This is a genomic window from uncultured Stenotrophomonas sp. (assembly GCF_945952405.1).
Taxonomy (GTDB): domain Bacteria; phylum Pseudomonadota; class Gammaproteobacteria; order Xanthomonadales; family Xanthomonadaceae; genus Stenotrophomonas.
Genome location: NZ_CAMFIA010000017.1, coordinates 38,763 through 59,279, shown reverse-complemented (window position 1 = coordinate 59,279; position 20,517 = coordinate 38,763). Strand labels below are relative to the sequence as shown.

At 67.1% G+C, this 20,517-nt stretch carries 19 protein-coding genes; all 19 read left to right on the top strand.

The annotated features are described in order from the left end of the window. Positions 1-209: 209 nt before the first annotated feature. The 19 genes from Q0P60_RS16035 to sctE all read left to right on the top strand — a co-directional run bounded on the left by Q0P60_RS16035 (position 210) and on the right by sctE (position 20,517). A complete protein-coding gene (locus Q0P60_RS16035; RefSeq protein ID WP_294995671.1) occupies positions 210-713 on the top strand; it encodes a hypothetical protein in 504 nt (167 codons plus the stop codon). 225 nt (positions 714-938) lie between these two features. Beyond that, complete coding sequence (locus tag Q0P60_RS16030) at positions 939-1,211, top strand: helix-turn-helix transcriptional regulator (RefSeq protein WP_294995669.1); 273 nt, start codon at positions 939-941, stop codon at positions 1,209-1,211. Beyond that, positions 1,208-2,542: a type II toxin-antitoxin system HipA family toxin gene (locus Q0P60_RS16025; protein ID WP_294995667.1), complete on the top strand. Its 1,335-nt coding sequence runs from the start codon at positions 1,208-1,210 to the stop codon at positions 2,540-2,542. Before Q0P60_RS16030 ends, Q0P60_RS16025 begins: the two co-directional genes overlap by 4 nt. A 328-nt stretch (positions 2,543-2,870) precedes the next feature. Continuing rightward, positions 2,871-5,231 (top strand): autotransporter outer membrane beta-barrel domain-containing protein, encoded by a 2,361-nt coding sequence (locus Q0P60_RS16020; protein WP_294995665.1) that lies wholly within the window; start codon positions 2,871-2,873, stop codon positions 5,229-5,231. A gap of 443 nt (positions 5,232-5,674) precedes the next feature. Continuing rightward, positions 5,675-6,367, top strand: a complete 693-nt coding sequence (locus tag Q0P60_RS16015; RefSeq protein ID WP_294995663.1) for a helix-turn-helix domain-containing protein — start codon at positions 5,675-5,677, stop codon at positions 6,365-6,367. A gap of 6 nt (positions 6,368-6,373) precedes the next feature. After that, complete coding sequence (gene sctC / locus Q0P60_RS16010; protein ID WP_294995661.1) at positions 6,374-8,095, top strand: type III secretion system outer membrane ring subunit SctC; 1,722 nt, start codon at positions 6,374-6,376, stop codon at positions 8,093-8,095. Then, a complete protein-coding gene (sctW, locus tag Q0P60_RS16005) occupies positions 8,073-9,203 on the top strand; it encodes a type III secretion system gatekeeper subunit SctW (protein WP_294995659.1) in 1,131 nt (376 codons plus the stop codon). Before sctC ends, sctW begins: the two co-directional genes overlap by 23 nt. Continuing rightward, positions 9,203-11,275 (top strand): EscV/YscV/HrcV family type III secretion system export apparatus protein, encoded by a 2,073-nt coding sequence (locus Q0P60_RS16000; RefSeq protein ID WP_294995657.1) that lies wholly within the window; start codon positions 9,203-9,205, stop codon positions 11,273-11,275. The genes sctW and Q0P60_RS16000 overlap by 1 nt, the downstream gene beginning before the upstream one ends. Then, the gene (locus Q0P60_RS15995) at positions 11,272-11,667 is read left to right on the top strand and encodes a hypothetical protein (protein WP_294995655.1); all 396 of its coding nucleotides are present in this window, start codon (positions 11,272-11,274) and stop codon (positions 11,665-11,667) included. Before Q0P60_RS16000 ends, Q0P60_RS15995 begins: the two co-directional genes overlap by 4 nt. Positions 11,668-11,675: 8 nt before the next feature. Beyond that, positions 11,676-12,962, top strand: a complete 1,287-nt coding sequence (locus Q0P60_RS15990) for a FliI/YscN family ATPase (RefSeq protein WP_294995653.1) — start codon at positions 11,676-11,678, stop codon at positions 12,960-12,962. Further along, the gene (locus tag Q0P60_RS15985; protein ID WP_294995651.1) at positions 12,946-13,392 is read left to right on the top strand and encodes a hypothetical protein; all 447 of its coding nucleotides are present in this window, start codon (positions 12,946-12,948) and stop codon (positions 13,390-13,392) included. The genes Q0P60_RS15990 and Q0P60_RS15985 overlap by 17 nt, the downstream gene beginning before the upstream one ends. Next, positions 13,383-14,279 (top strand): hypothetical protein, encoded by an 897-nt coding sequence (locus Q0P60_RS15980; RefSeq protein WP_294995649.1) that lies wholly within the window; start codon positions 13,383-13,385, stop codon positions 14,277-14,279. Before Q0P60_RS15985 ends, Q0P60_RS15980 begins: the two co-directional genes overlap by 10 nt. A gap of 17 nt (positions 14,280-14,296) precedes the next feature. Beyond that, positions 14,297-15,241 (top strand): FliM/FliN family flagellar motor switch protein, encoded by a 945-nt coding sequence (locus Q0P60_RS15975; protein ID WP_294995647.1) that lies wholly within the window; start codon positions 14,297-14,299, stop codon positions 15,239-15,241. After that, a complete protein-coding gene (locus tag Q0P60_RS15970; RefSeq protein ID WP_294995645.1) occupies positions 15,238-15,903 on the top strand; it encodes an EscR/YscR/HrcR family type III secretion system export apparatus protein in 666 nt (221 codons plus the stop codon). Before Q0P60_RS15975 ends, Q0P60_RS15970 begins: the two co-directional genes overlap by 4 nt. 4 nt (positions 15,904-15,907) lie before the next feature. Continuing rightward, the gene (gene sctS / locus Q0P60_RS15965) at positions 15,908-16,165 is read left to right on the top strand and encodes a type III secretion system export apparatus subunit SctS (RefSeq protein ID WP_294995643.1); all 258 of its coding nucleotides are present in this window, start codon (positions 15,908-15,910) and stop codon (positions 16,163-16,165) included. Continuing rightward, on the top strand, positions 16,162-16,980 hold the full coding sequence (sctT, locus tag Q0P60_RS15960; RefSeq protein ID WP_294995640.1) for a type III secretion system export apparatus subunit SctT: 819 nt from the start codon (positions 16,162-16,164) through the stop codon (positions 16,978-16,980). Before sctS ends, sctT begins: the two co-directional genes overlap by 4 nt. After that, a complete protein-coding gene (locus Q0P60_RS15955; RefSeq protein ID WP_294995636.1) occupies positions 16,977-18,074 on the top strand; it encodes an EscU/YscU/HrcU family type III secretion system export apparatus switch protein in 1,098 nt (365 codons plus the stop codon). The genes sctT and Q0P60_RS15955 overlap by 4 nt, the downstream gene beginning before the upstream one ends. A gap of 77 nt (positions 18,075-18,151) precedes the next feature. After that, entirely contained in the window at positions 18,152-18,688 is a 537-nt protein-coding gene (locus tag Q0P60_RS15950; RefSeq protein WP_294995633.1) for a SycD/LcrH family type III secretion system chaperone, read from the top strand. Further along, the gene (gene sctE / locus Q0P60_RS15945; RefSeq protein ID WP_294995630.1) at positions 18,685-20,517 is read left to right on the top strand and encodes a type III secretion system translocon subunit SctE; all 1,833 of its coding nucleotides are present in this window, start codon (positions 18,685-18,687) and stop codon (positions 20,515-20,517) included. Before Q0P60_RS15950 ends, sctE begins: the two co-directional genes overlap by 4 nt.

The window sequence follows — 20,517 nt, the reverse complement described above, 5'->3', positions numbered from 1 at the left end:
TGCCTTCGGCTCCACAACCAACACCCGCGTTTCCTGTAGAGCCGAGCCCACGCTCGGCTGCGCTTTGCAGGAACCAGAAGCCAAGCAGGGCTCGGCGCTACAGAAAAGCGGGGATCCGACATCCCCCTGTAGAGCCGAGCCTGCGCTCGGCTGCCCTTTGCGGAAACCCTCCAGCCGAGCATGGGCCCGGCACTACAAGAACAATCATCATGATCTCAAGCCGCGTTATCGCCCGCTTCCTGGACAACACTGGACGTGAAATACCTATCCGCGAAGTGACTTTCCTGGCCAGGAAACTCTCGGTGGTCATCGGTGTAATGGATCACCGCGATCCGCCCCAGGATCAGTTTGTGCTGGTTTCCAGCATGCGGCGCGCACTGCGCAGTGCAGGCGTGTTCCACAACGTCTCTGTCATCACGATTCCCTATCGAACGGCGGCGGTGGTGGAGTTGCAGCAGCTGCTCCGTAATACCCCACGCAGTGGTGGCGGTGCGGCGGTGCTGTGCCTGAGCAGGGAGATTGCCGATGAGGTGGTTCGCCTGCTGGCTGGGGAAGTGACGGAACAGGAAGAGCCACTGCCGGAGCAGACGACGAAGTCTTCTCCACTCGTGCTTGCCTTGAGCGAGCGCTACGGCCTGATCGTTCGCGCCGAAAGCGAAGAGGATCTGGCTGCACTCTCCTCCGCGCACGACGACGACGGGCTACTCGGCTAGTAGAGCCGAGCCCACGCTCGGCTTCCGGGCACTCCAGCGGCTTCAGGAATTAGATGAATACATCTAAATTCTGCCGAATCTTTATAGAATTAGACGTATTAATCTAAGATTGAATGCCCCTGCATGGAGGGAAGGCTACCTGAACGCTCCAGCCGCTTCACTTGATCATTAGATAAATACATCTAAAATTGCTCGGAAACGTTCAATATTAGATGTATACACCTAATGCAGACCCTCTCCGAACTTGGTCTGGCGGTCGCAGAACGCCGCCGGGCGCTGGGCCTGACCCAGATCGACGTCGCCGCACAGGCGGGCGTGGCCTCCGACACCTTGTCCCGCTTCGAGCTGGGCAAGGCCACCGATTTTGGTGCGCGCAAACTGCTGGCCGTGTTGGCCGTGCTGGGCATGGAGATGGAGTACATCCCGGAAGGCCATAGCGGATCGCTGGATTCGCTCGCCCTTGAGCAGCGGCTCGTGCACGCGAAGCGACGCCGATGATGCTCTCCGTCTACGTGGCCGGGCGCGAGGTGGCGACGCTGGAAAGCCTCGATGCCTTCAACTCCCGTCTGCTGTACACCGGCGATGTTGCTCCCGACGACCTGGTGTCGTTGACCATGCCGGTACGCCGCGAGCCGTGGGACTGGAACGACCAGTTGCACCCGTTCTTCCAGATGAACCTGCCCGAGGGCTATCTGCTGAAAGTACTGCAGGAGCAGTTCGGCCCCGTGATCGGTGGCAGCCCGATGAGCCTGCTGTCGGTGATCGGCCGCAACATGATCGGGCGGGTGCAGGTGGTGCCGCAGGGCGCTGCGCTGGATGAGCCAACCCGCGCCGTGGACGTGGCGCAGCTGCTGCAGGGCAACAACTCCGCCGAGGCGTTCGAGGCGCTGGTCCGCCAGCATGCGACCAGCGGCGTCTCCGGTGTAGTACCCAAGTTCCTTGATCAGCGCGAGGTCAGCAGCCAGGACTCGAACAGGAAGGTCACCCTTTTCACCCGCCAGCACATCATCAAGGGCTCCTCGGCCGACCTGCCGTTCATCGCGCTCAATGAACATCTCACCATGCAGGTGGCAGCAAAGGTGCTGCCCACGGCACGCACCGAAGTTTCGCGGGACGGCCAGGCGCTGGTCGTCCATCGCTTCGATGTGGACGAGCAAGGCCAGCTGAAGTACGGCATGGAAGACTTCTGTGCATTGTTGGGCAAGCGCCCGGCGGAGAAGTACGACACTACCTGGGAGCGCATCGCCAAGGCGGTGCGCCACCACGTGCCTGCACCGCAGCGGCTGCAAGCACTGCGGCAGCTGGCCACGCAGCTGCTGCTGACCCATGCATTACGCAACAGCGATTGCCATGCGAAGAACATCGCGTTGCGCTACACGGGTCGTGACGATGCCGAAGTCACGCCGGTGTACGACATGCTGACCACAACGGTCTATCCCGACCACTCACGTAATCCGCCGGCCATCAGCATGGGCGGGCGCAAGACCTGGGAGCCGGGCAAGGCACTGCAAAGCAGCCTGATGTCGGTGTTCAATGTTACGGCGCGCGATCAGCGGCTCATCGTTGAGCAGATCGGCCAGGCCGTCGACGAGGTGGCCCCTGCGGTGCGCGAGGCCATGGAGCAGCACGAAGGTTTCCATGAGATTGGCAAGCGCATGTTGCTGGCCTGGCAGCAGGGCATGCAGACCCTGCGGGGCAAGCGGGTGTACGGCATGCCGGAGCCCGTGCTGGGTGAATCCTTCCGGGGCCTGTCCGATCCGGAGCCGGTGAAGCCTCAGCGCGAGCTTATCGGCCGCTCCGACCTGGCCCGCGACGACCCCATGGGCTGAGCCCCCTATCGCGCGATCCCCACTGTAGCGCCGAGCCCACGCTCGGCTGCCTTTCACGGGAATCCGGCAAGCCGAGCATGGCTATGCCGGTCGTCCTGACCGGCCGTCGCACGCGAGGTTGGCAACGGCTCCTGCCGTTGCTTTCGGCGCTACAGGGGCCGCGCCTTGCTGACTGCCGCGTTCATCGAGACGCAACAAGTTGCATGGAGTGGGAAAGCCACTCCCGGCACGATCTCCCCCCGCTGGGAGAGGCCATGCAGCCAGTGCGAGCTGCGCAGACACCGTCCTCCCCGGCACCGATCCGGCATGCCTAAAGAGGACCGTCGCCATGAACATCCTGTCTCCCTGTCGCTTGGCGCTTGCAATGGTGTCGGTACTGGCAGTTTCCGCATCGGCACAGGCGCGTAACCTGGGGCCGGGGCAATCGGCCACCGTCGACGCAGGTGATGCCCCGGAGCAATGGACGCTGGACAAGGCCCGCCTGACGCTGACGCCAGGTGCCGAGGCGCTGGCCGTTGTCGCTGGCAATGGCTCCAATGTAACGGTCACCGAGGGCACCTTGACCTTGGCCAGCGGCACCGGCGCCGCGCTCTCACTGACGGACTCTGTTGGAAGCCTCCGCGGCACAACCGTCGACAGCAGCGACGCCGGCATCGTGCTGAACGATTCGACATCCAACATCTACGACTCCACGATCAACGCGGGGGCCATCGGTCTGCAGCTGCTGCAGAAGAGTACGGCTACGCTGAACAACACCTCCATCGAGTCGGCGGGCAGTGGTCTCCATCTCGTCGGCAATGGCAGTGTGGCTCGCCTGCAATCGGGCAGCCGAGTGGAAGCAGGCGGCATTGCGGCGATGATCAGCGGTCTGGGCGCGGGGGACCCCAAACAGCTTGTGGTTGATGGCTCCCACCTGGGCAGCCGCACGGAGGCGGCAATCATGGTGACCGGCGGTGCACACGCACAGATTGAGTTGCGCAATGGCAGCACGGTCAGCTCGGGCAGCGACGTGCTGCTGGAAACGCGCAGCGGCGTGCAGGCGGACCTGCTGATCGACGACAGCGCGATCAGCGGAGACATCCGCAACGACACCGGCGCCACCACGAACGTGCGGCTGCAGAACAACGCGATACTGACCAGTGCGATACGTGATGCCAGCAGCGTATCGCTAGAGAAGGCGCAGTGGAACATCACCGGCGATTCGAGCGTGGACGCGCTGCAGCTGGGTGCTGGTGGCGTGGTGGCTTTCGACACCCCGTCCGGTGGTGTGCACACGACCCTGACCGTAGGCAACTTCAGTGGCAACGACGGCACCATCGTGTTCAACACCGTGCTGGGCGGCGATGGCTCCGCCAGCGACAGGCTGGTGGTGACCGGCGATACCTCGGGCACCGCCAATGTGCGCGTCAACAACATCGGCGGTGCCGGTGCGCAGACCGTCAACGGCATCGAGCTGATCAGCGTCGGTGGCGCATCCAATGGTGTGTTCGCGCTGGCCGGCCGTGCGGTTGGCGGGTCCTACGAGTACTTCCTGCACAAGGGCGGTGCCGGTGCTGGCAGCGAGGGCAACTGGTACCTGCGGTCAGAACTGCCGATGGCGCCGCCGGCCTGTGATCCGGCTGCGCCGGTACCGGGTTGTACGCCGATCGTGATCCCAGGAGATCCGGATCCTGGCAACCCGGGCGATCCCGACCCGGGTAATCCGGGCTACCCCGATCCCGGCAATCCGGGTGATCCGGATCCGGAAAACCCCGGCAACCCCGATCCGATCCTTCGCCCGGAGGGCGGCGCCTACCTGGCCAACCTGCAGTCGGCGCAGCAGATGTTCCGCAGCGGCTATCGCGATCGCCAGCCGGGCCAGAACGCGGGTCGTGCCTGGGTCAAGGTGGACGGTTCGCGCAGCGGCTTCGATGCGTCCAGCCGCCAGCTGGATGTGAGCGGCAGCAGCCAGTCACTCAGCGTCGGTGCCAACCTGTGGCAGCACGGGAGCGGCAGCGCGGCCGGTGTGATGCTGTCCAGCGGTAATGCCAGCAGCACCTCCACCAATGAGCTGACCGGCTACTACGCCCGCGGCAAGGTCCGGGGCGAGGCCCTGGGCGTGTATGGCACCTGGCGCGGCGGCAATGCGACCGACGCAAATGCTGGGTTCTACGTGGACGGCAGCGTGCAGCGTGCCCAGTTCCGCAACCGCGTGGAAGGCGTGGGCCTGGAGACCGAACGCTACACGAGCCGCGCCTGGCAGGGCGCCGTGGAAGCCGGCTACGCATTCCGTGTCGGCGGTGCCAGCAACGGTGGTTTCTATCTGGAACCGCAGCTGCAGCTGGGCTACAGCCAGGTGAGCGTCGGTGAACACACCGAAGCCAATGGCACGGTGGTGCAGGCGCTTGCGGCCAGGGGTGTGTTTGGTCGCGCTGGTGCGCGGTTGTCTGGCGCCATGCAGTGGGGCGACAGCGGCATCCGTGTGCAGCCGTATGTGGCGGTGAGCTGGCTGTACAGCGGCGCCGATGCCTCGGTGCGGATGAACGACGAAATCGTGGACGCGCGCATTCCGCGCAACCGCGCTGAACTGAGCGGCGGTGCCTCGGTGGACTTCGGCAATGGCTTCGGTGCCTGGGGCGGCGTGTCGCTGCAGAAGGCCTCGGGGTATCACCAGAGCAGCGTGCAGGTGGGGTTGAGCTACCGCTGGTAAGGGCGGTTGCTACATGTGGAGCCGAGCGTGGGCTATGCCGGTCGTCCTGACCGGCACCCTTCGGGCCGTCGCACGCGACGTTGGCAACGGCTCCTGCCGTTGTCTTCAGCTCTACCACAGGCACACGATGCGAGACGGCTGCTCTTCGCGGGGGGGCGGTAAGCCGAGCATGGCTCGGCTCTACAAAGGGCACACGGCGCAGGATCGCTCCCTTTAGGGCCGAGCCTACGCTCGGCTCTGCAAAGCGCGTGCGATATGGGGCCGAACTGCCATTTCGTAGAAATTGTAGAGCTATCCGGCGAAAGCTTGGGGACCATGGGGACTCCCGCGTTACCCAGGTCGCTTGACGACACAAGTGTCAATCACGGTTAACGAATGGGCGGGCAGCTGCCGGTCCATCGGGGCGCCCACTGCAGCAATGCCACGTCTATCGCCAAACGCTGATGATCCATATCCTCACCAATACAACGTCAGCCTCGATCACGCTCCCGCCGCACTCAGGCGCGGCTGCGGCCGCCGTGGCCATTCCGGCCCACGCCAGCGTGTTGATGGTCCGCGCGCCGAGCGCGGCGGCAGAGGGATTGCAGGCCCGGCAGGTCGAAGGCCTGCCCCTGATCCGCCTGCTGGCCCACCTGGACCACGTGCTGCAGAAGCCAAGGCGTCACCTGGCGGCCCCAGCCCTGGCCATTCCCTTGCCTGCCGCGCTCGACAGCGCTGCCCAGGTCGAGGCCTGGTTCATCGACCAGCTGTCGCATGACGCAGGCGACCAGGGCGATCCGCGCATCCACCAGCTGGTCGGCCACCTGGCCGGCAACGAGGACTACGGCCTGCTGCGCTTCCTGCTGCAGCAGGGCAATGAGCTGCCGGTATCCATCCTCGCCGAGCGCTACGGCCTGTCGCTGGCGCAGTTCAACCGCCGCTGCCGGCGCGTGCTGGGCGGTACCTTGAAATCAAAACTGCGCGTCCAACGCGCGGCGCGCAGCCTGCTGGATTACACCGGCCGGCGTTGTTCCTTCACTCATCTGGCAGCCGATCACGGCTACGCCTCGTTGTCGCACTTCTGCACGGACATCAGGGACCTCATCGGCTGTCCGCCGCTGGCGGTGTACCGCGCGATGACGACTCATCCTGGATAGTTCTTCATGCCCATGTTTCGATTCAGTCTGGTGCTGCTGCTGGCGATGTCCGCCACTGCGGCACAGGCGCAGACTCCCCTGGAAGGGACTGCGCTCACCACCCGCGCCGATCTGCCGCACGACAAGGGCTTCGTCGCCCGCAACGAGAACGTGCAGAGCCTGCTCGGTGCGGTCGCCGCGCAGGCCGGTCAGGCCGCCGTTGTCAGCACCAAGGCCAGCCGCAAGCGGGTCAGCGGCAGCTTCGACCTGGACCGGCCGATGCAGGTCCTGGCCACGGTCTCGGCCGACCTCGGCCTGGTCTGGTACAGCGATGGTCAGTCCATCTATGTGTACGAGGCCAGCGAGCAGAAGAACGCTGTTGGCCGCCTGCGCTCGACATCGCTGGCCACGCTCAACGACTTCCTGCGCAAGGCGCAGCTGGCCGATGCCCGCTTCAAGGTCCGCGGTGGTGGCGGCGACGGCACCTTCTACGTGGCCGGTCCGCCGGTCTATGTGGACATCGTGCTCAACGCGGCGCAGTACCTGGATGACCTGTACGAAGGCGCCGATGCCAGCCCACACCATGTGGAAGTGATCCGTCTGGAGCACAGCTTCGTCAACGGTCGCCGCTATGGCCTGCGCTCGGAAGAGGTGCAGCTGCCCGGCATCGGCGAGGTGCTGTCCGGTCTGCTGAAACTGGGCGGTGTTGACGCCGTGGTGAGGCAGCCGACGCCGGCGCCCGATGCAAGCGCTGAAGCAGGCGAAGCACCGATGGTCAGCACCACGCCGTTGCCGGCACCGAGCGCGTTGCGCGCGCCGACGCAGCGACCGCTGCCCAGTGCCGGGCAGGCGGTGGTGCTGCCCTATGCCGAAACCAACAGCCTGGTGGTGCGCGGCACCCTGGCGCAGATCGAGCAGATCAAGCGGCTGGTGGCCGAGCTGGATGTGCCGCGCCGCCAGATCGAGCTGTCGCTGTGGATCATCGACATCAAGAAGGCCGAACTGGACCGCCTCGGTGTGTCGTGGAGCGGCGGCATCAACATCGGAAATCGCCTGTCGATCGGCTTCAATGGATCCGAAGGTACCAGCACGCTGGACGGCACGCGCTTCCTCGCCGCGGTGCAGGCGCTGTCCAGCAAGGGCAACGCGCACATCGTGTCGCGGCCGGTAGTGCTGACCCAGGAGAACGTCCCGGCCTACTTCGATAGCAGCCAGACCTTCTATGTGCAGCTGCTCGGCGAACGCAGCACCTCGCTGGAGCAGGTGACCTACGGCACCCTGGTCAGCGTGCGCCCACGCGTCTCCAGCCGCAATGAAGTGGAGATGCAGCTGAAGATCGAAGACGGCGTATCCGATGCGTCGCGCAGTGTCGACAACCTTCCGGTGGTGAACCGCACCATGGTCGATACGGTGGCGCGGGTGCCGCACCAGAAGAGCCTGCTGATCGGTGGCTACACGCGGCAATCGATCGATACCGGTGATTCCGGCATTCCCGGCCTGCGCCGGGTGCCGGTGCTGGGGCGGCTGTTCGGCCAGCGCAGCAGTACCCAGGAAAACGCCGTGCGCGTATTCCTGATCCAGCCACGCCTGCTCGGCAGTGAAGACGCGTTGTCCGCCGATGCACTGCCCTCGGTCTACGGTGCGGAGGTGGGCACGCCGTTGCAACAGGCGCTGCGGCAGTGGCGCAGGCCGCAGGGCGGCGACACCCAGCACAGGGAGAAGGCCGATGGCCACGCCGATCCGCACTGACGTCGTGCGCTCGCGGCCGGTGCCGCAGCCGGCACGTGGCGCGCAGAAAGGGGGCAGTGACGCGGTCGACAGCGACCGCGACACCAGCACCAGCAACAAGAGCACGCGGCCGGGGATGCTGAGCCTGGCACTGACCATGCAGGACGACCTGTCGGCGCTGGTCAGCTCGCTGCAGCGCCGGCGCGACAGCCAGGGCCAGGCCGCCCTGCGCGAGAGCGCGGACTGGGTCGAGCATGTGCTCGACGAAGGCGCGCACGACAAGATGGCGCAACTGAACCAGCTGCTGCCCGGGGTCAAGGGCGCCGCCGACCTGCTGGCGCTGCTGCGCGCCCTGTTTACCGACCCCAGCGATGCCCTGGCCGCGCTGCGCGCCCTGCTGGCCGATGCGCAGTGGTTGAAGCTGCAGGGTCTGCTGGAAGAGGCACTGGCCCAGCTGCTGGACGAGCATGAGGGCGGCGGCACCGGGGCGAAACTGCGTGGCGGCCTGAACGTGGCGATCAAGGCGCGACTGGCGGCCCGCCGCGGTGGCTTGACCGCCATCCAGCTGCGCCACAGCTACCGCGACTTCCTGGCCGCAGATGACGACTGCATGGAGCAGTACGACCAGTGGATCGAGCAGTACGGCTTCGCGCAGCGCGGCCAGATCATGGACTTCATGGAACAGGCCATCGCCGCGGACATGTACGCCTTGGACCCCAGCGGTGGCCAGCGCGAGTTCGGCACCCTGCTGCGGCGGATCCGTACCCTCACCTCGGTGCGCTCGGTCGACATGCTGCTGGTCGAGCACTGCACACGGCACCGCCTGCTGCAGGGCCTGCAGCAGAGCGCGGAAGCGGTGGTGGTGGCGCTGCTGCGGGTAGTGCGTGGCGTCAATGAGTGGGAGTCGATGTTCAGCGGTGCCTTCGCCGCCGTGCGCGTGGCGCTCGATGCGCAGCAGCGTTCGCAGTGGATCCAGGCGCTGCGCAGAGCGGTGCACGGCCTGCCGGATGCCGCATGGCGCGATGAGGCCGAGCGTACCCGCATGCAGTCGTCGCTGCAGGCGCTGGTCGACGCCGATGTTGATCGCGGTCTGCTGCGTGGCAGCGGCCAGTGCGGAGGGTTGGCCTGATGTCGAACAACACCTTGTCGGCGGCGTCGGTGCAGGCTGGCCTGCGCACGCTGCTGCGCCCCGAACTGGCGCTGGTGATCCTGATGGCGGTGGTGGTCGGCATGCTGATCATTCCGCTGCCCACGTTCCTGGTCGATCTGCTGATCGGCCTGAACATGGCCATCGCGGTGGTGATCTTCCTGGGCTCGTTCTATGTGGAACGCATCCTGAGCTTCTCGACCTTCCCGTCGGTGCTGCTGTTCACCACGCTGATGCGGCTGGCGCTGTCGGTCAGCACCAGCCGCCTGATCCTGCTCGACGCCGATGCCGGCCACATCATCGCCGCCTTCGGTGACTTCGTGGTCGGCGACAGCCTGGTGGTCGGCGCGGTCATCTTCGCCATCATCACCCTGGTCCAGTTCATCGTCATCACCAAGGGCTCCGAGCGTATCGGCGAGGTGGTGGCGCGCTTCTCGCTGGATGGCATGCCCGGCAAACAGATGAGCATCGACGCCGACCTGCGTGCCGATGCCATCAGCAATGAAGAGGCGCAGCAGCGTCGTCGCGACGTGGAGCGCGAGAGCCAGCTGTACGGTTCGTACGACGGTGCGATGAAGTTCGTCAAGGGCGATGCGATCGCCGGCATCGTGATCGTGTTCGTCAACCTGTTCGGCGGCATGGCAGTCGGCATGCTGCAGCATGGGATGTCGTTCACCGAGGCGCTCAACACCTTCACCCTGCTGACCATCGGCGACGGCCTGGTCGCGCAGATTCCGGCACTGCTGATCTGCATCAGCGCCGGCTTCATCGTGACCCGCGTGGGCGGCGACAACCAGAACCTGGGCGCCAGCATCCTCGGTGAGCTGCTGGGCAGCAACCGGGTGCTGGGCATCGGTGCGGTGCTGGTGCTGCTGATGGGCTTCCTGCCCGGCTTCCCGCTGCCGGTGTTCGCCGGTCTGGCGCTGGGCCTGCTGGCCCTGCTGCTGTGGCGGCAGCGCCAGGCGGCGCAGACGGGCGATGGCCTGCAGGGTGGCATCGGCGCGGGCGTGGCGTCTGCAGGCGGCGCCGGCACCGGCGCTGATCGCACGGCGTCCGGCCTGCTGAGCAACGAGTCGCTGCCATTGATCCTGCTGCTGCCGCCGCCGCTGCTGGCGGCCGGCAACAGCCACGGCTGGGAGCGCCGGCTGCGCGAGGATGTGTTCGTCGAGACCGGTCTGCAGCTACCGGGCATGGTGCTGCGCGGCTACAGCCCGCAGCGCGAGCACGAGGCGCACGTGCTGGTGAACGAGATCTCCGGCGGCGCCGCGCAGGTGGTGGCCGGCCATGTGCGCGTGCTCGGCCGCCAGGAAGAGCTGGATGCGCTCGATGCGGGCCAGCTGCTGCCGCATCCGGACGGTGCGCAGCGCTGGGTGCCGGAAGCCGCGCGCGAGCAGATGCGCGAGATCGGCTGCGAGGTGACCAGCGACTTCGAGGAACTGCGGCGCCTGCTGCGCGAGAGCATCCAGCGCAACATCGGCGAACTGTTCGGCATCCAGGAGACCAAGCATCTGCTGGACGGGCTGGAGCGGCGCTTCCCCGAACTGGTCAAGGAGACCTACCGGCACATGCCGATCCAGCGCGTGGCCGAGGTGCTGCAGCGGCTGCTGCGCGAGGACGTGTCGATCCGCAACATGAAGCTGGTGCTGGAAACCCTGGCGCAGTGGGGCCAGCGCGAGAAGGACGTGATCCTGCTGGTCGAACACGTACGTGGCGCGCTGGCCCGCTACATCTCCGCGCGTCATGCGGTGGCCGGCAGCCTGCCGGTCATCGTGCTGTCCAGCACGCTGGAAGACCGCATCCGTGCTGGCATCCGCCAGGGCCAGGGTGCGGCCTTCCTCAACCTGGACCCGAGCGATGCGGCCGAGATCCTCGACCGCTTCACCCTGAATGTCGGCGAGATCGCCACGTACCGCCCCGGGGTGGTGCTGATGGTGGCGCCGGACATCCGCCGATTCGTCAAGCGGTTCATCGAGAACCGCCTGCCCGCCACCGCGGTGCTTTCGTTTGCCGAAATCTCCGACGCGGTGGCTCTTGATGTGATGAGGACCCTATGAACCAGCTTTCCCAGACCCTGACCGATGCCCTGACCCTGCTGGGCTGCGATCCGACCCGTTTCGACTTCGACACCCATTCGGCGGTGGTGATGCAGTTCGCCGATGTCGGCGAGCTGATCCTGGAGCCGGACGAGCAGTACCCCAGCCTGTGGTCGCGGCTGGATACCTCGCCGCAGCAGCGCTTCAACCACCGTGCCGAGGATCTGCTGGCGCTGCTGTCCGAACCGGTCGGGTTCATGGCCAACGGCTGCCTGGCGCTGCGCCAGCTGGAAGATGTGTGCGCGGTCGGTGGCGTGCTGCATGCGGACTGCGTGAGCAGCGGCATGCACCTGGCCGAGGCCCTGCAGAGCTTCTACACGCGGGTGGGCCAGATGCAGGCCGTGCTGCGATGAGTTGCCCGGTGGCGCTCTGGCGCGAGTGCGCCGCCCCGCTGACGGCCAGCACCGGCGAGCTGCGCGCAGCGCTGCCCGACGTGGCGGTGGGCGAGCTGTGCCGGGTGCGCCGCTCCGCGGCCGACAGTGAAGTGGTGACGCGCGGTATCGTCAGCCGGATCGACCACGGCATCGCCACGCTCGCGCTGATCGGGCCGCCGGTGGCGCTGGGCAGCGACAACCTGGTGGTGCCCAGCGGAGCGGCGATGAGCGTGGTGCTGGGCCCACACCTGCTCGGCACCGTGCTGGATGGCTTCGGTGAGGTGATGGAGCGCCTGCATGGCCAGTACGACACGGCGCGGCCGGCGCAGCCCAGCCCGCTGCGCGCAGCACCGTTGGACTACCGGCAGCGGCGGCCGGTGCAGGCACCGTTCGCCACCGGCATCCGAGCCATCGATGCCCTGCTCACCGTGGGCGAAGGGCAGCGCATGGGGATCTTCGCGCCGGCCGGATGCGGCAAGACCACGCTGGCGGAGATGCTGCTGGAACGCGCCGACTGCGATGTACGCATCATCGCGTTGATCGGCGAGCGCGGCCGCGAAGTCGCATCGATGGTCGAAGCGGTGCGCGGCAGCCCGCAGGCGGCGCGCACGCTGATCGTGCAGGCCACCTCCGACACCTCGCCAGCGACCCGGGTCAACGCCGCCGCGGTGGCCACCCGCATCGCCGAGTACTTCCGCGAGCAGGGCCAACGCGTGCTGCTGGTGATGGATTCAGTGACCCGCTACGCGCGTGCCCTGCGCGATGTGGCGCTGGCCGCCGGCGAACCACCGGCGCGACGCGGCTTTCCGGCCTCCGTGTTCGAAGCGCTGCCGCAGCTGGTGGAGCGCCCCGGCCGTACCCACAGCGGCAGCATCACGGCCTTCTACACCGTGCTGATCGAGGACGAGAGCGAAGCCGACCCGATCGCCGAGGAGGTCAAGTCGCTGCTGGACGGCCACCTGCTGCTGGCCTCGCGCCTGGCCCAGCGTGGCCACTTCCCGGCCATCGATGTACTGGGCAGTGTCAGCCGCCTGTTCCCGCAGCTGGCCAGCGAGGGCCAGCTGCAGGCGGCGGTGCGGGTGCGAACCCTGCTGGGCCGCCTGCAGGACCTGCAGCTGCTGCGCGATATCGGCGAGTACACGCCCGGCCAGCAGCGCGAACAGGACGACGCGGTCGCCCGCGAACCGCACCTGCACGCGTTCCTGCGCCAGGCCAGCAACGAGCACATCACCTTCGCCGACGCCCAGGATGCACTGCATGCCGTGGCCGCGTGAGCTGGGCCGCATCGGCGCCCTGGCCGAACGCCGTGCAGCCGATGCACGCCGTCGCGCAGGCCAGGCCCTGGACCGCGCCGTCGAACGGGAGGACCAGGCCGACACGCTGCGCCAGCACGGTGACGAGCAGCTGCAGCTGGCCGAGCTGGATGAAATGCATGGCATCAGCCGCGAAACCCTGTTTACCCGCCTGCGTGCCGTCGCCATCGCCCGTGCCCACCACCTGGAGTGCCAGCTGCGTGCCGAGCGGCTGCAGGACGAGGCCGAGGACGCGCGCGACCAGGCACTCGACCTGCAGCAGCAGGCCGGCACCCACCAATCACGCGCACGCCGCCTGCAGTCGGTGCAGGCACAGCTGAGAAAGACCCAACGCCGCGCGCTTCTGCGTCGGCAGGAACGAGAAATCGAGGAGGAGATTGCATGTCGATGAAGATTGCAGACACCGGGCGCAACCTGCCGGGAATCGAGCCGATACAGCCCACCCCGCTGGCGGAACGGATGCGCGAGCGCATCACTGGACCCGAGCGTGATACCCGCCAGCGCGAACGCAAGCGCGAGCCGCAGGAGGCTGGCGCGATCGCCGCGCAGCTGGCGTGGACGCAACCGATGCCGTTGCCGCAGGCCGTGACCCTGCCGGCCGTAGCACCGGAGCCGCCGCTGCCGCTGCCGCTCGCTACGGTCGCGCTGCCGGCAACAGGCGGTGAGGGCGCTCCCGTTGCGGATGCCGGGGCCATGCCCAACGCCGAAGCCGCACCGGAGCCCAAGGCCGCAGCGGCACGGGAGCCGGCATTGCCGCAGCAGACCGGCACACGCGACCGTGCCGAGCCACTGCCGTCCCCCGCGACCACAGCGGCGATCACCGCCGCGGTGCCGGCATCCACCGCCAGCTCTGCCAGCGAGGCGGGCACAGCGCAGGGCAGGCCGCAGGCCAGCGCGGACGCGGTACCTTCGCCGCTGCTGGCGCCGCCATCGGCGCTGATTGCCAGCGCGGATCAGTCGCTGCACGCGCAGCGCGAGGCGCAGGGCCTGGCCCAGCAGCATCAGCAGGCACGCTCGGAGGCGCACGTGCAGTCGATGCAGCAGGCGCAGGGCGCGCGCATCGAGGCCGGTACGCGCCTGGATGTGGCCTTCCGCAGCTGGGGTGACGGCCACGCCGTTGTGGCGCGGGTGGATGGCTCGCGGTTGCTGCTGCAGCCCTCCAGCGAACGCATGCAGCAGACGCTGTCCGGCGCCACCTTGCCCGGCGACGTCGATCTGCAGGTGGCGGTGGAAAGTGCCACCGACCGCCAGCCGCGCAAGCATCGTGAGCCGCAGTGAACCTGCCGCGTTGGCCCATGGCGCAGTTGTCCGAGGCCGCCGCCGCCGAGGCGGATGCGGCGGCACAGTGCCGCGCCGCCGGGCTTGATCCGGTCTGGCGCACGGCCTCTCCGACCGGCGCGGTGCTGCGCTTCTCGGTCACCACCGCATCACTGCAGATGATCGTGCAGCTTGCCGCCGACGAGTGGCTGGCGGCGCACTGGCCCGGGCTGGCCGGTGTGGCGTGGTCGGCGCTGGACATCGAGCAGGCCCTGCAGCGCTTCATGCCGGAGGGACCGCTGCTGCAGCTGCAGGCACCGGCCCTGTGCACGGCCGAGGTGGCGCTGCTGGGCGCCGGCGTGGCGCGTTGCGATGAGCGTGCCGCCGCGCGTCCGGCGCTGGCCACCGCGCAGGGTTGGGCCTGGCTTGAACAGGCCCGTTGCCTGCAGCCATCGCGCCCCGCAGCGCCCGGCGCCGATCTGCGCCGTGACCTGCCGTTGCCTCTGGATCTGCACATCGCGCAGCTGTCGCTGCCCGCCGCTCGCCTGCGTGCACTGCGCACAGGTGTCGTGCTGCTGCTGGCACCGATGGTGGCGGTCGCGCGTGTCGGCCATGCGGCGGTGTGCACGTTTGAATTCACCCTTGAGACCTTTACCGTGAACGACACCCTGGATTTTCTTGAAGACGACGAGGCCGCGACCCGCGTGCCCGCCGAGCCGTTGCCTGCCGAAGCCGCAGATGCCATCGCCCCGGCGCTGGATACCACGCGGCTGCCGGTGACCCTGGAGGTGGTGCTGTGCCAGGTGCCGCTGACCGTGGGCGACCTGGACGCGCTGCAGCCCGGCGCGCTGTTCAACCTGCCGCACGAGGCCTGGAAGCAGATCCAGCTGCGCGTCAACGGCCAGCGCATCGCCAGCGGCGAGCTGGTGCAGGTGGGCGAACAACTCGGTGTGCTCCTGCATCACCCGGCGCCCGGCACATGAACCTGATCGACAACGACATCTCGCTGATCGCGACCCTGGCGATGGCCGCCATGGTGCCGTTCGTGATCGCCGCAGGCACCTGCTACCTGAAGTTCTCGATCGTGTTCACCCTGCTGCGCAACAGCCTGGGCCTGCAGCAGGTGCCGTCCAACATGGTGCTCAACGCGCTGGCACTGATGCTGGCGTTCTACGTCATGCAGCCGATCATCGTCAGCCTGTACGAAGCCTATCAGGCGCTGCCGGCGCCACCGGCGTCGGTGCCAGAAGTGATTGCGTTCCTGGACGAGGCGCTGCACGGCTACAAGGTCTACCTGGCGACCTATTCCGATCCCGAACTGCTGCATTTCTTCGAGCGTGCACGGCAGGACGACACCAGCGTGCCGCCACCTGCGCTGGAGCCGCACGAGCGCTCGCTGTTCGCACTGCTGCCCACCTACGCGCTGAGCGAGCTGAAGGACGCGTTCCGCATCGGCTTCTACATCTACCTGCCATTCGTGGTCATCGACCTGGTGGTCTCCAGCGTGCTGCTGTCGCTGGGCATGATGATGATGAGCCCGGTGACCATCTCCGCACCGATCAAGCTGATCCTGTTCGTGGCGATGGATGGCTGGAGCCTGCTCTCGCAGGGACTGGTGCGCCAGTACCTGGATGTACCGGTGTAGGCGCATGGAGGCATTGACCTATATCTCCAACAAGGCATTGCTGCTGATCCTGCTGCTGTCGGCCGGCCCGGTGCTGGTGGCGACCGTGGTAGGGCTGGCCATCGGCCTGTTCCAGACCGTGACCCAGCTGCAGGAGCAGACGCTGCCCTATGGCGCCAAGCTGTTGGCGGTGATCGCCTGCCTGTGGTTGATGATGGGCTGGATCGGCGCGCAGCTGCTCGACTTCGCGCGCCTGGCGCTGCAGCACGCGCTGCAGGGATGAGCATCGCGACCCTGGTGCTGTCGCCGCTGGAGGCGCAATGGGTGGCGCTGGCCCGCGACCACGGCGTGCCGGCGATCCTTGGCATGGCGCGCATCGGCGCCTGTTTCGCCTGGATTCCCTATCTGTCGCCAGGGGTGATGCCGGCGCGCATGGCGCGCTCGCTGGTGGCGCTGATGGTGGTGATCGGGCTCTGGCCCAGCCTGCAACCGGACACGCTGGCCCATGACCTGCCGCAGGACCTGTTGAGCCTGGGCGCCGCGGCGCTGGGCGAGGCCCTGGTCGGTACCGCGATCGGCCTGGTGGTGGCCTTGCCCTTCCACATCTTCCACGGCCTTGGCGCCATCGTCGACACCCAGCGTGGCGCCGGTGTCGGCGCGCTGCTGGATCCGGTCAGCGGCGTGGAGGCCACCGAGATGGCCAACCTGATCCAGTTGATGAGCGTGATGGTGTTCCTGGCCAGCGGTGGCCTGGTGCATCTGCTGGAGGTGTTGCAGGCCAGCTATGCGCTGGTGCCGCTGGGCAGCGCACCCAGCCTGCAGCTGGAGCCGCTGCAGGCGCATGCCGGGCGCATCCTGGCCGGTGCCGTGCGGATGGCGCTGCCGGTGCTGCTGCTGCTGTTCCTGACCGAGATCCTGCTGGGCCTGCTGTCGCGTTTCGCCCAGCAGATGAATGCCTTCTCCATCTCGCTGGCCGTCAAATCGCTGCTCGCGTTCCTGGCATTGCTGATCTACCTGCTGCCCACCGTCACCGGTGAAGTACCGACCCTGCGTGACAGCCTGGATCCGTTGCAGCTGCTGGCCGGAGCACACGCATGAGCATGAAGACCGAGAAGCCGACCCCGCATCGGCTGCTGGAGGAATCGCGCAAGGGCAAGAGTTATGTCAGCAAGGACCTGACCGCGGCCGCGGTGCTGCTGGCGGGGGCACTGGCGCTGCTCACTGCAACGCCGGTGCGGCCACTGCAGGCGTTCTTCCAGGGACTGGTGGCGCGGGGCTTTGCGGTCGGCGTGGCCGAGGCCGCACAACAGGTGACGGTGGCGTTCCTGTGGATGGCAATGCCGGTGGCGCTGGCCAGCATCCTCGCCGCCGTGGGCGTGTCGCTGCTGCAGAGCCGCGGGGTGATCGCCAACAAGGCACTGCGGATCGATTTCGCCAAGCTCAACCCGGTGGCCGGGTTCCGCAACCTGTTCTCGCTGAAGGTGGTCAAGAGCAGCGTGGCGGCGCTGCTGTACCTGCTGCTGGGGGTGGCCGCCGCGGTGGTGGCCTGGAAGCTGCTGGCACCGCTGCTGTTCCAGCAGGTGCAGGCGCCGGTGTCACAGGCCGGGGCGCTCTGGCGCGAGGCCGGCTGGCGCGGTTTCGCGGTGTTCATGGCGCTGCTGGCGCCGGTGTACCTGGCTGTGGCCGTGCTCGACTACCGGCTGTACGTGCGCGAGCTGCGCATGGACAAGTCCGAGATCAAGCAGGAGTACAAGGACCACAACGGCAACCCGGAGATCAAGCAGCGGCGTCGCCAGCTGGGCGAGGAGCTGTCGGCGCAGGTGCAATCCGATGTTGTCGGTTCCAGCATGGTTCTGGCCAATCCCACGCATATCGCGGTCGGGATCTACGTACACGCCGACTATCCCACGCTGCAGTTCGTATCCGTACGGGAAAAGGGTGCGCGAGCGCGTGCGGTGATCGCGCTGGCCGAGAAGAACGGCGTTCCGGTAGTGCGGGACATTCCGGTGGCACGGGCTGTTTACGTCGGGGTACGTCGTTATCAGTTCGTTCCGCCGGAATTGACCCATCCGATCGCTCGCATCCTGCACTGGCTGCGCGACATCGAGCGTGCCCACCAACCGGCCGCAGCGGCGGCCAACCCCTCCGACGCCGGCACGCGGGCCGCGGATGGCCCGGCAATATTTGAATGAAATTCGAAAGCAATTCCTCCCATCGTTGCGCATCCTGAGCATCAGCTGCTGCGCGGCCCCGACGCTTGAGGTAAACCATGAAAAAAACAACTGCTGGCCCGGCTGACGCCGGAACGCTGGATACCGTCTTCATCGACGACCTTGTGCACAACCTGATGCAGGGTGCGCAGGCAGGTGTGACGTACCAGGAACTACACGGCATCAGCACCGACATGATGGAGAGCGTGTACACCTACGCGTTCCGCTTCTACCAGAACGGGCAGCTGGACGAGGCCGAGACCTTCTTCCGTTTCCTCTACATGTACGACTTCCACAACGGTGACTACGCGCTCGGCCTGGCAGCCGTCCACCAGATGAAAAAGCAGTACACCAAGGCCGTCGATATGTACGCACTGTCCTATGCCCTGCTCAAGGACGACGAGCGGCCGATGCTGCATGTCGGCCAGTGCCACCTGGCCACCGGCAACCTGCCGCTGGCACGCAGCTGTTTCGACACCGTGGTTCTCAAGTCCAGCGATGAAGGCCTGGTAGCGCGTGCGCGTGCCTACCTGCAGGCGCTGGATGCTGCCGCGGCCGACCTTGACGCCCCTTCGAAGGAATCCCCCACACTATGATTGTTAAGAATCCGCCCAATGGCACCACTCCCACCGCCTTCACCGTCGGCAGCCAGTCGCGCATCGCCGCGGTGGCGTCCGGCTTCGGTGTGGTCAACCCGCAGCAGCTGCAGGCGGTCACCGAGAAGGTGCTGGCACTGGCGGCTGACACCGCGGCGGCGCAGCAGCCGGCATCCGGCAATGGTCCCGGCGTGGACGCGCCATCCCTGCGGCGCCCGGCATTGCGTGAGCTGCAGCAGGCCGCCCGGCATGAAGGTGCAGGTCGGCTGACGCCGGAGGCGGCGCTGGGCTACTTCATGTCGGAACTGTCAGCGCTGTTGTCCACTGAGAACCTTGAGCAGCTGAAGTCGCGGATGGCCCTGGTGCAGGCGCGCCTGAGGGAACGTGCCGAAACCGCACAGCAGGCCTCCGATACCCTGCAGAACGCCTATGCCAAGCTGGAGGCCGCGCTGGCCAACGCTGAGGTGGCCGCCGAAGAGCTGGCCAATGCGCAACGTGCGCTTCAGGCCGCAAAGGCCGAGGTGGAACGCCTGCAGAAGGAGCTGGCCAACGCCGGCCCGGGCGAGCAGGAGGCCCTGCGCGCGCAGCTGAAGGCGGCGCAGGCCCACCTGCAGCAGATGACGGTACGGGTGGAGCTGGCGCAACAGGCGGTCAGCGCCGCACTGATGCAGATCAGCATCGGCGAAACCGAGGTTGCGGCGGCCGAGCAGGGCGTGGACGAGATCGCGGCATTGCCGCTGTCGCTGCCCCGCAGCGAACGCGGGCTGACCAATGATGCGCGGCTGAGCGAACTGCTGGCGGTGCTGCAGGAGATCGTCGGCAAGGCCAACGACGCCAAGCTGGCCCGCGACATGGAGCTGGCGCGCGAACTGCTGCGGGTGCGCGAAGCCGAGAACCTGCGCCGCTCCAAGGAGTACCAGGAGCAGATCGAGAAGGCCGAGCGCACCAAGAAGACCATGGGCTGCATCGGCAAGATCGTCGGCTGGGTGCTGACCGTGGTGGCGGTCATTGCCGCGCCCTTCAGCGGCTCGGCCAGCATGGTCCTGGCCGGCATCGGCCTGACCCTGGCGGTGGCCTCGGAACTCGGCGTGAAGGTATTCGACAACGCCATCCAGAAGGTCATGGACCTGGTGATGAAGGCGGTGAAGGCGGTCGGCCGGGTGATCGGCAACGCGCTGGAGATCATGGGCCTCAGCCGCAAGATCATCGACAAGCTCGAGATGGCGCTGGGCGCGGTGGCCGTGGCCGCGATGATCATCGGTGCGCTGTTCGCCAGCAAGAAACTGGCCGCCAGCATCGCTTCGAAGGAAGTGGTCAAGCAGGTCGCGCAGCGCACCGCCGAGGCGGTGAGCCGTGCCGCCAGCCAGATGGTCAACAAGGCACTGCCGGCGATCACCAAGAACGTGACCGCCTCGGCCGGCAAGCAGCTGGCGGTAAGCAGCAGCCAGGCGGCCGCGACCACCGCCAGCAGTGCCTTGCCAACGATCAGCAACACCGCCACCCAGGCGGCGGCGCGCAGCGAGATGCTGGCGCGCCGGGCCGGGCAGGCCATGATGGCCTCGCAGGCCATGCAGTTCGGCCACCAGACCGCGCAGGGCGTGGCCAACGTGGTCATCGCCGACATGCAGGTCAAGGCTGCCAAGGTGCTGGCCGAACTGGAGCTGGGCATGGCCGATACCAAGATCCTGCGCGACCTGATCCAGAAGCTGCTGGAGTACTTCGTGGCCGAGAACCGCATGGTGCAGGCGCTGTTCCAGCAGATGGCCGATGTGCAGGACACCGAGAACGACACCGCGCGCTACATCGCCCAGCGCATCGCCCGGGCCTGA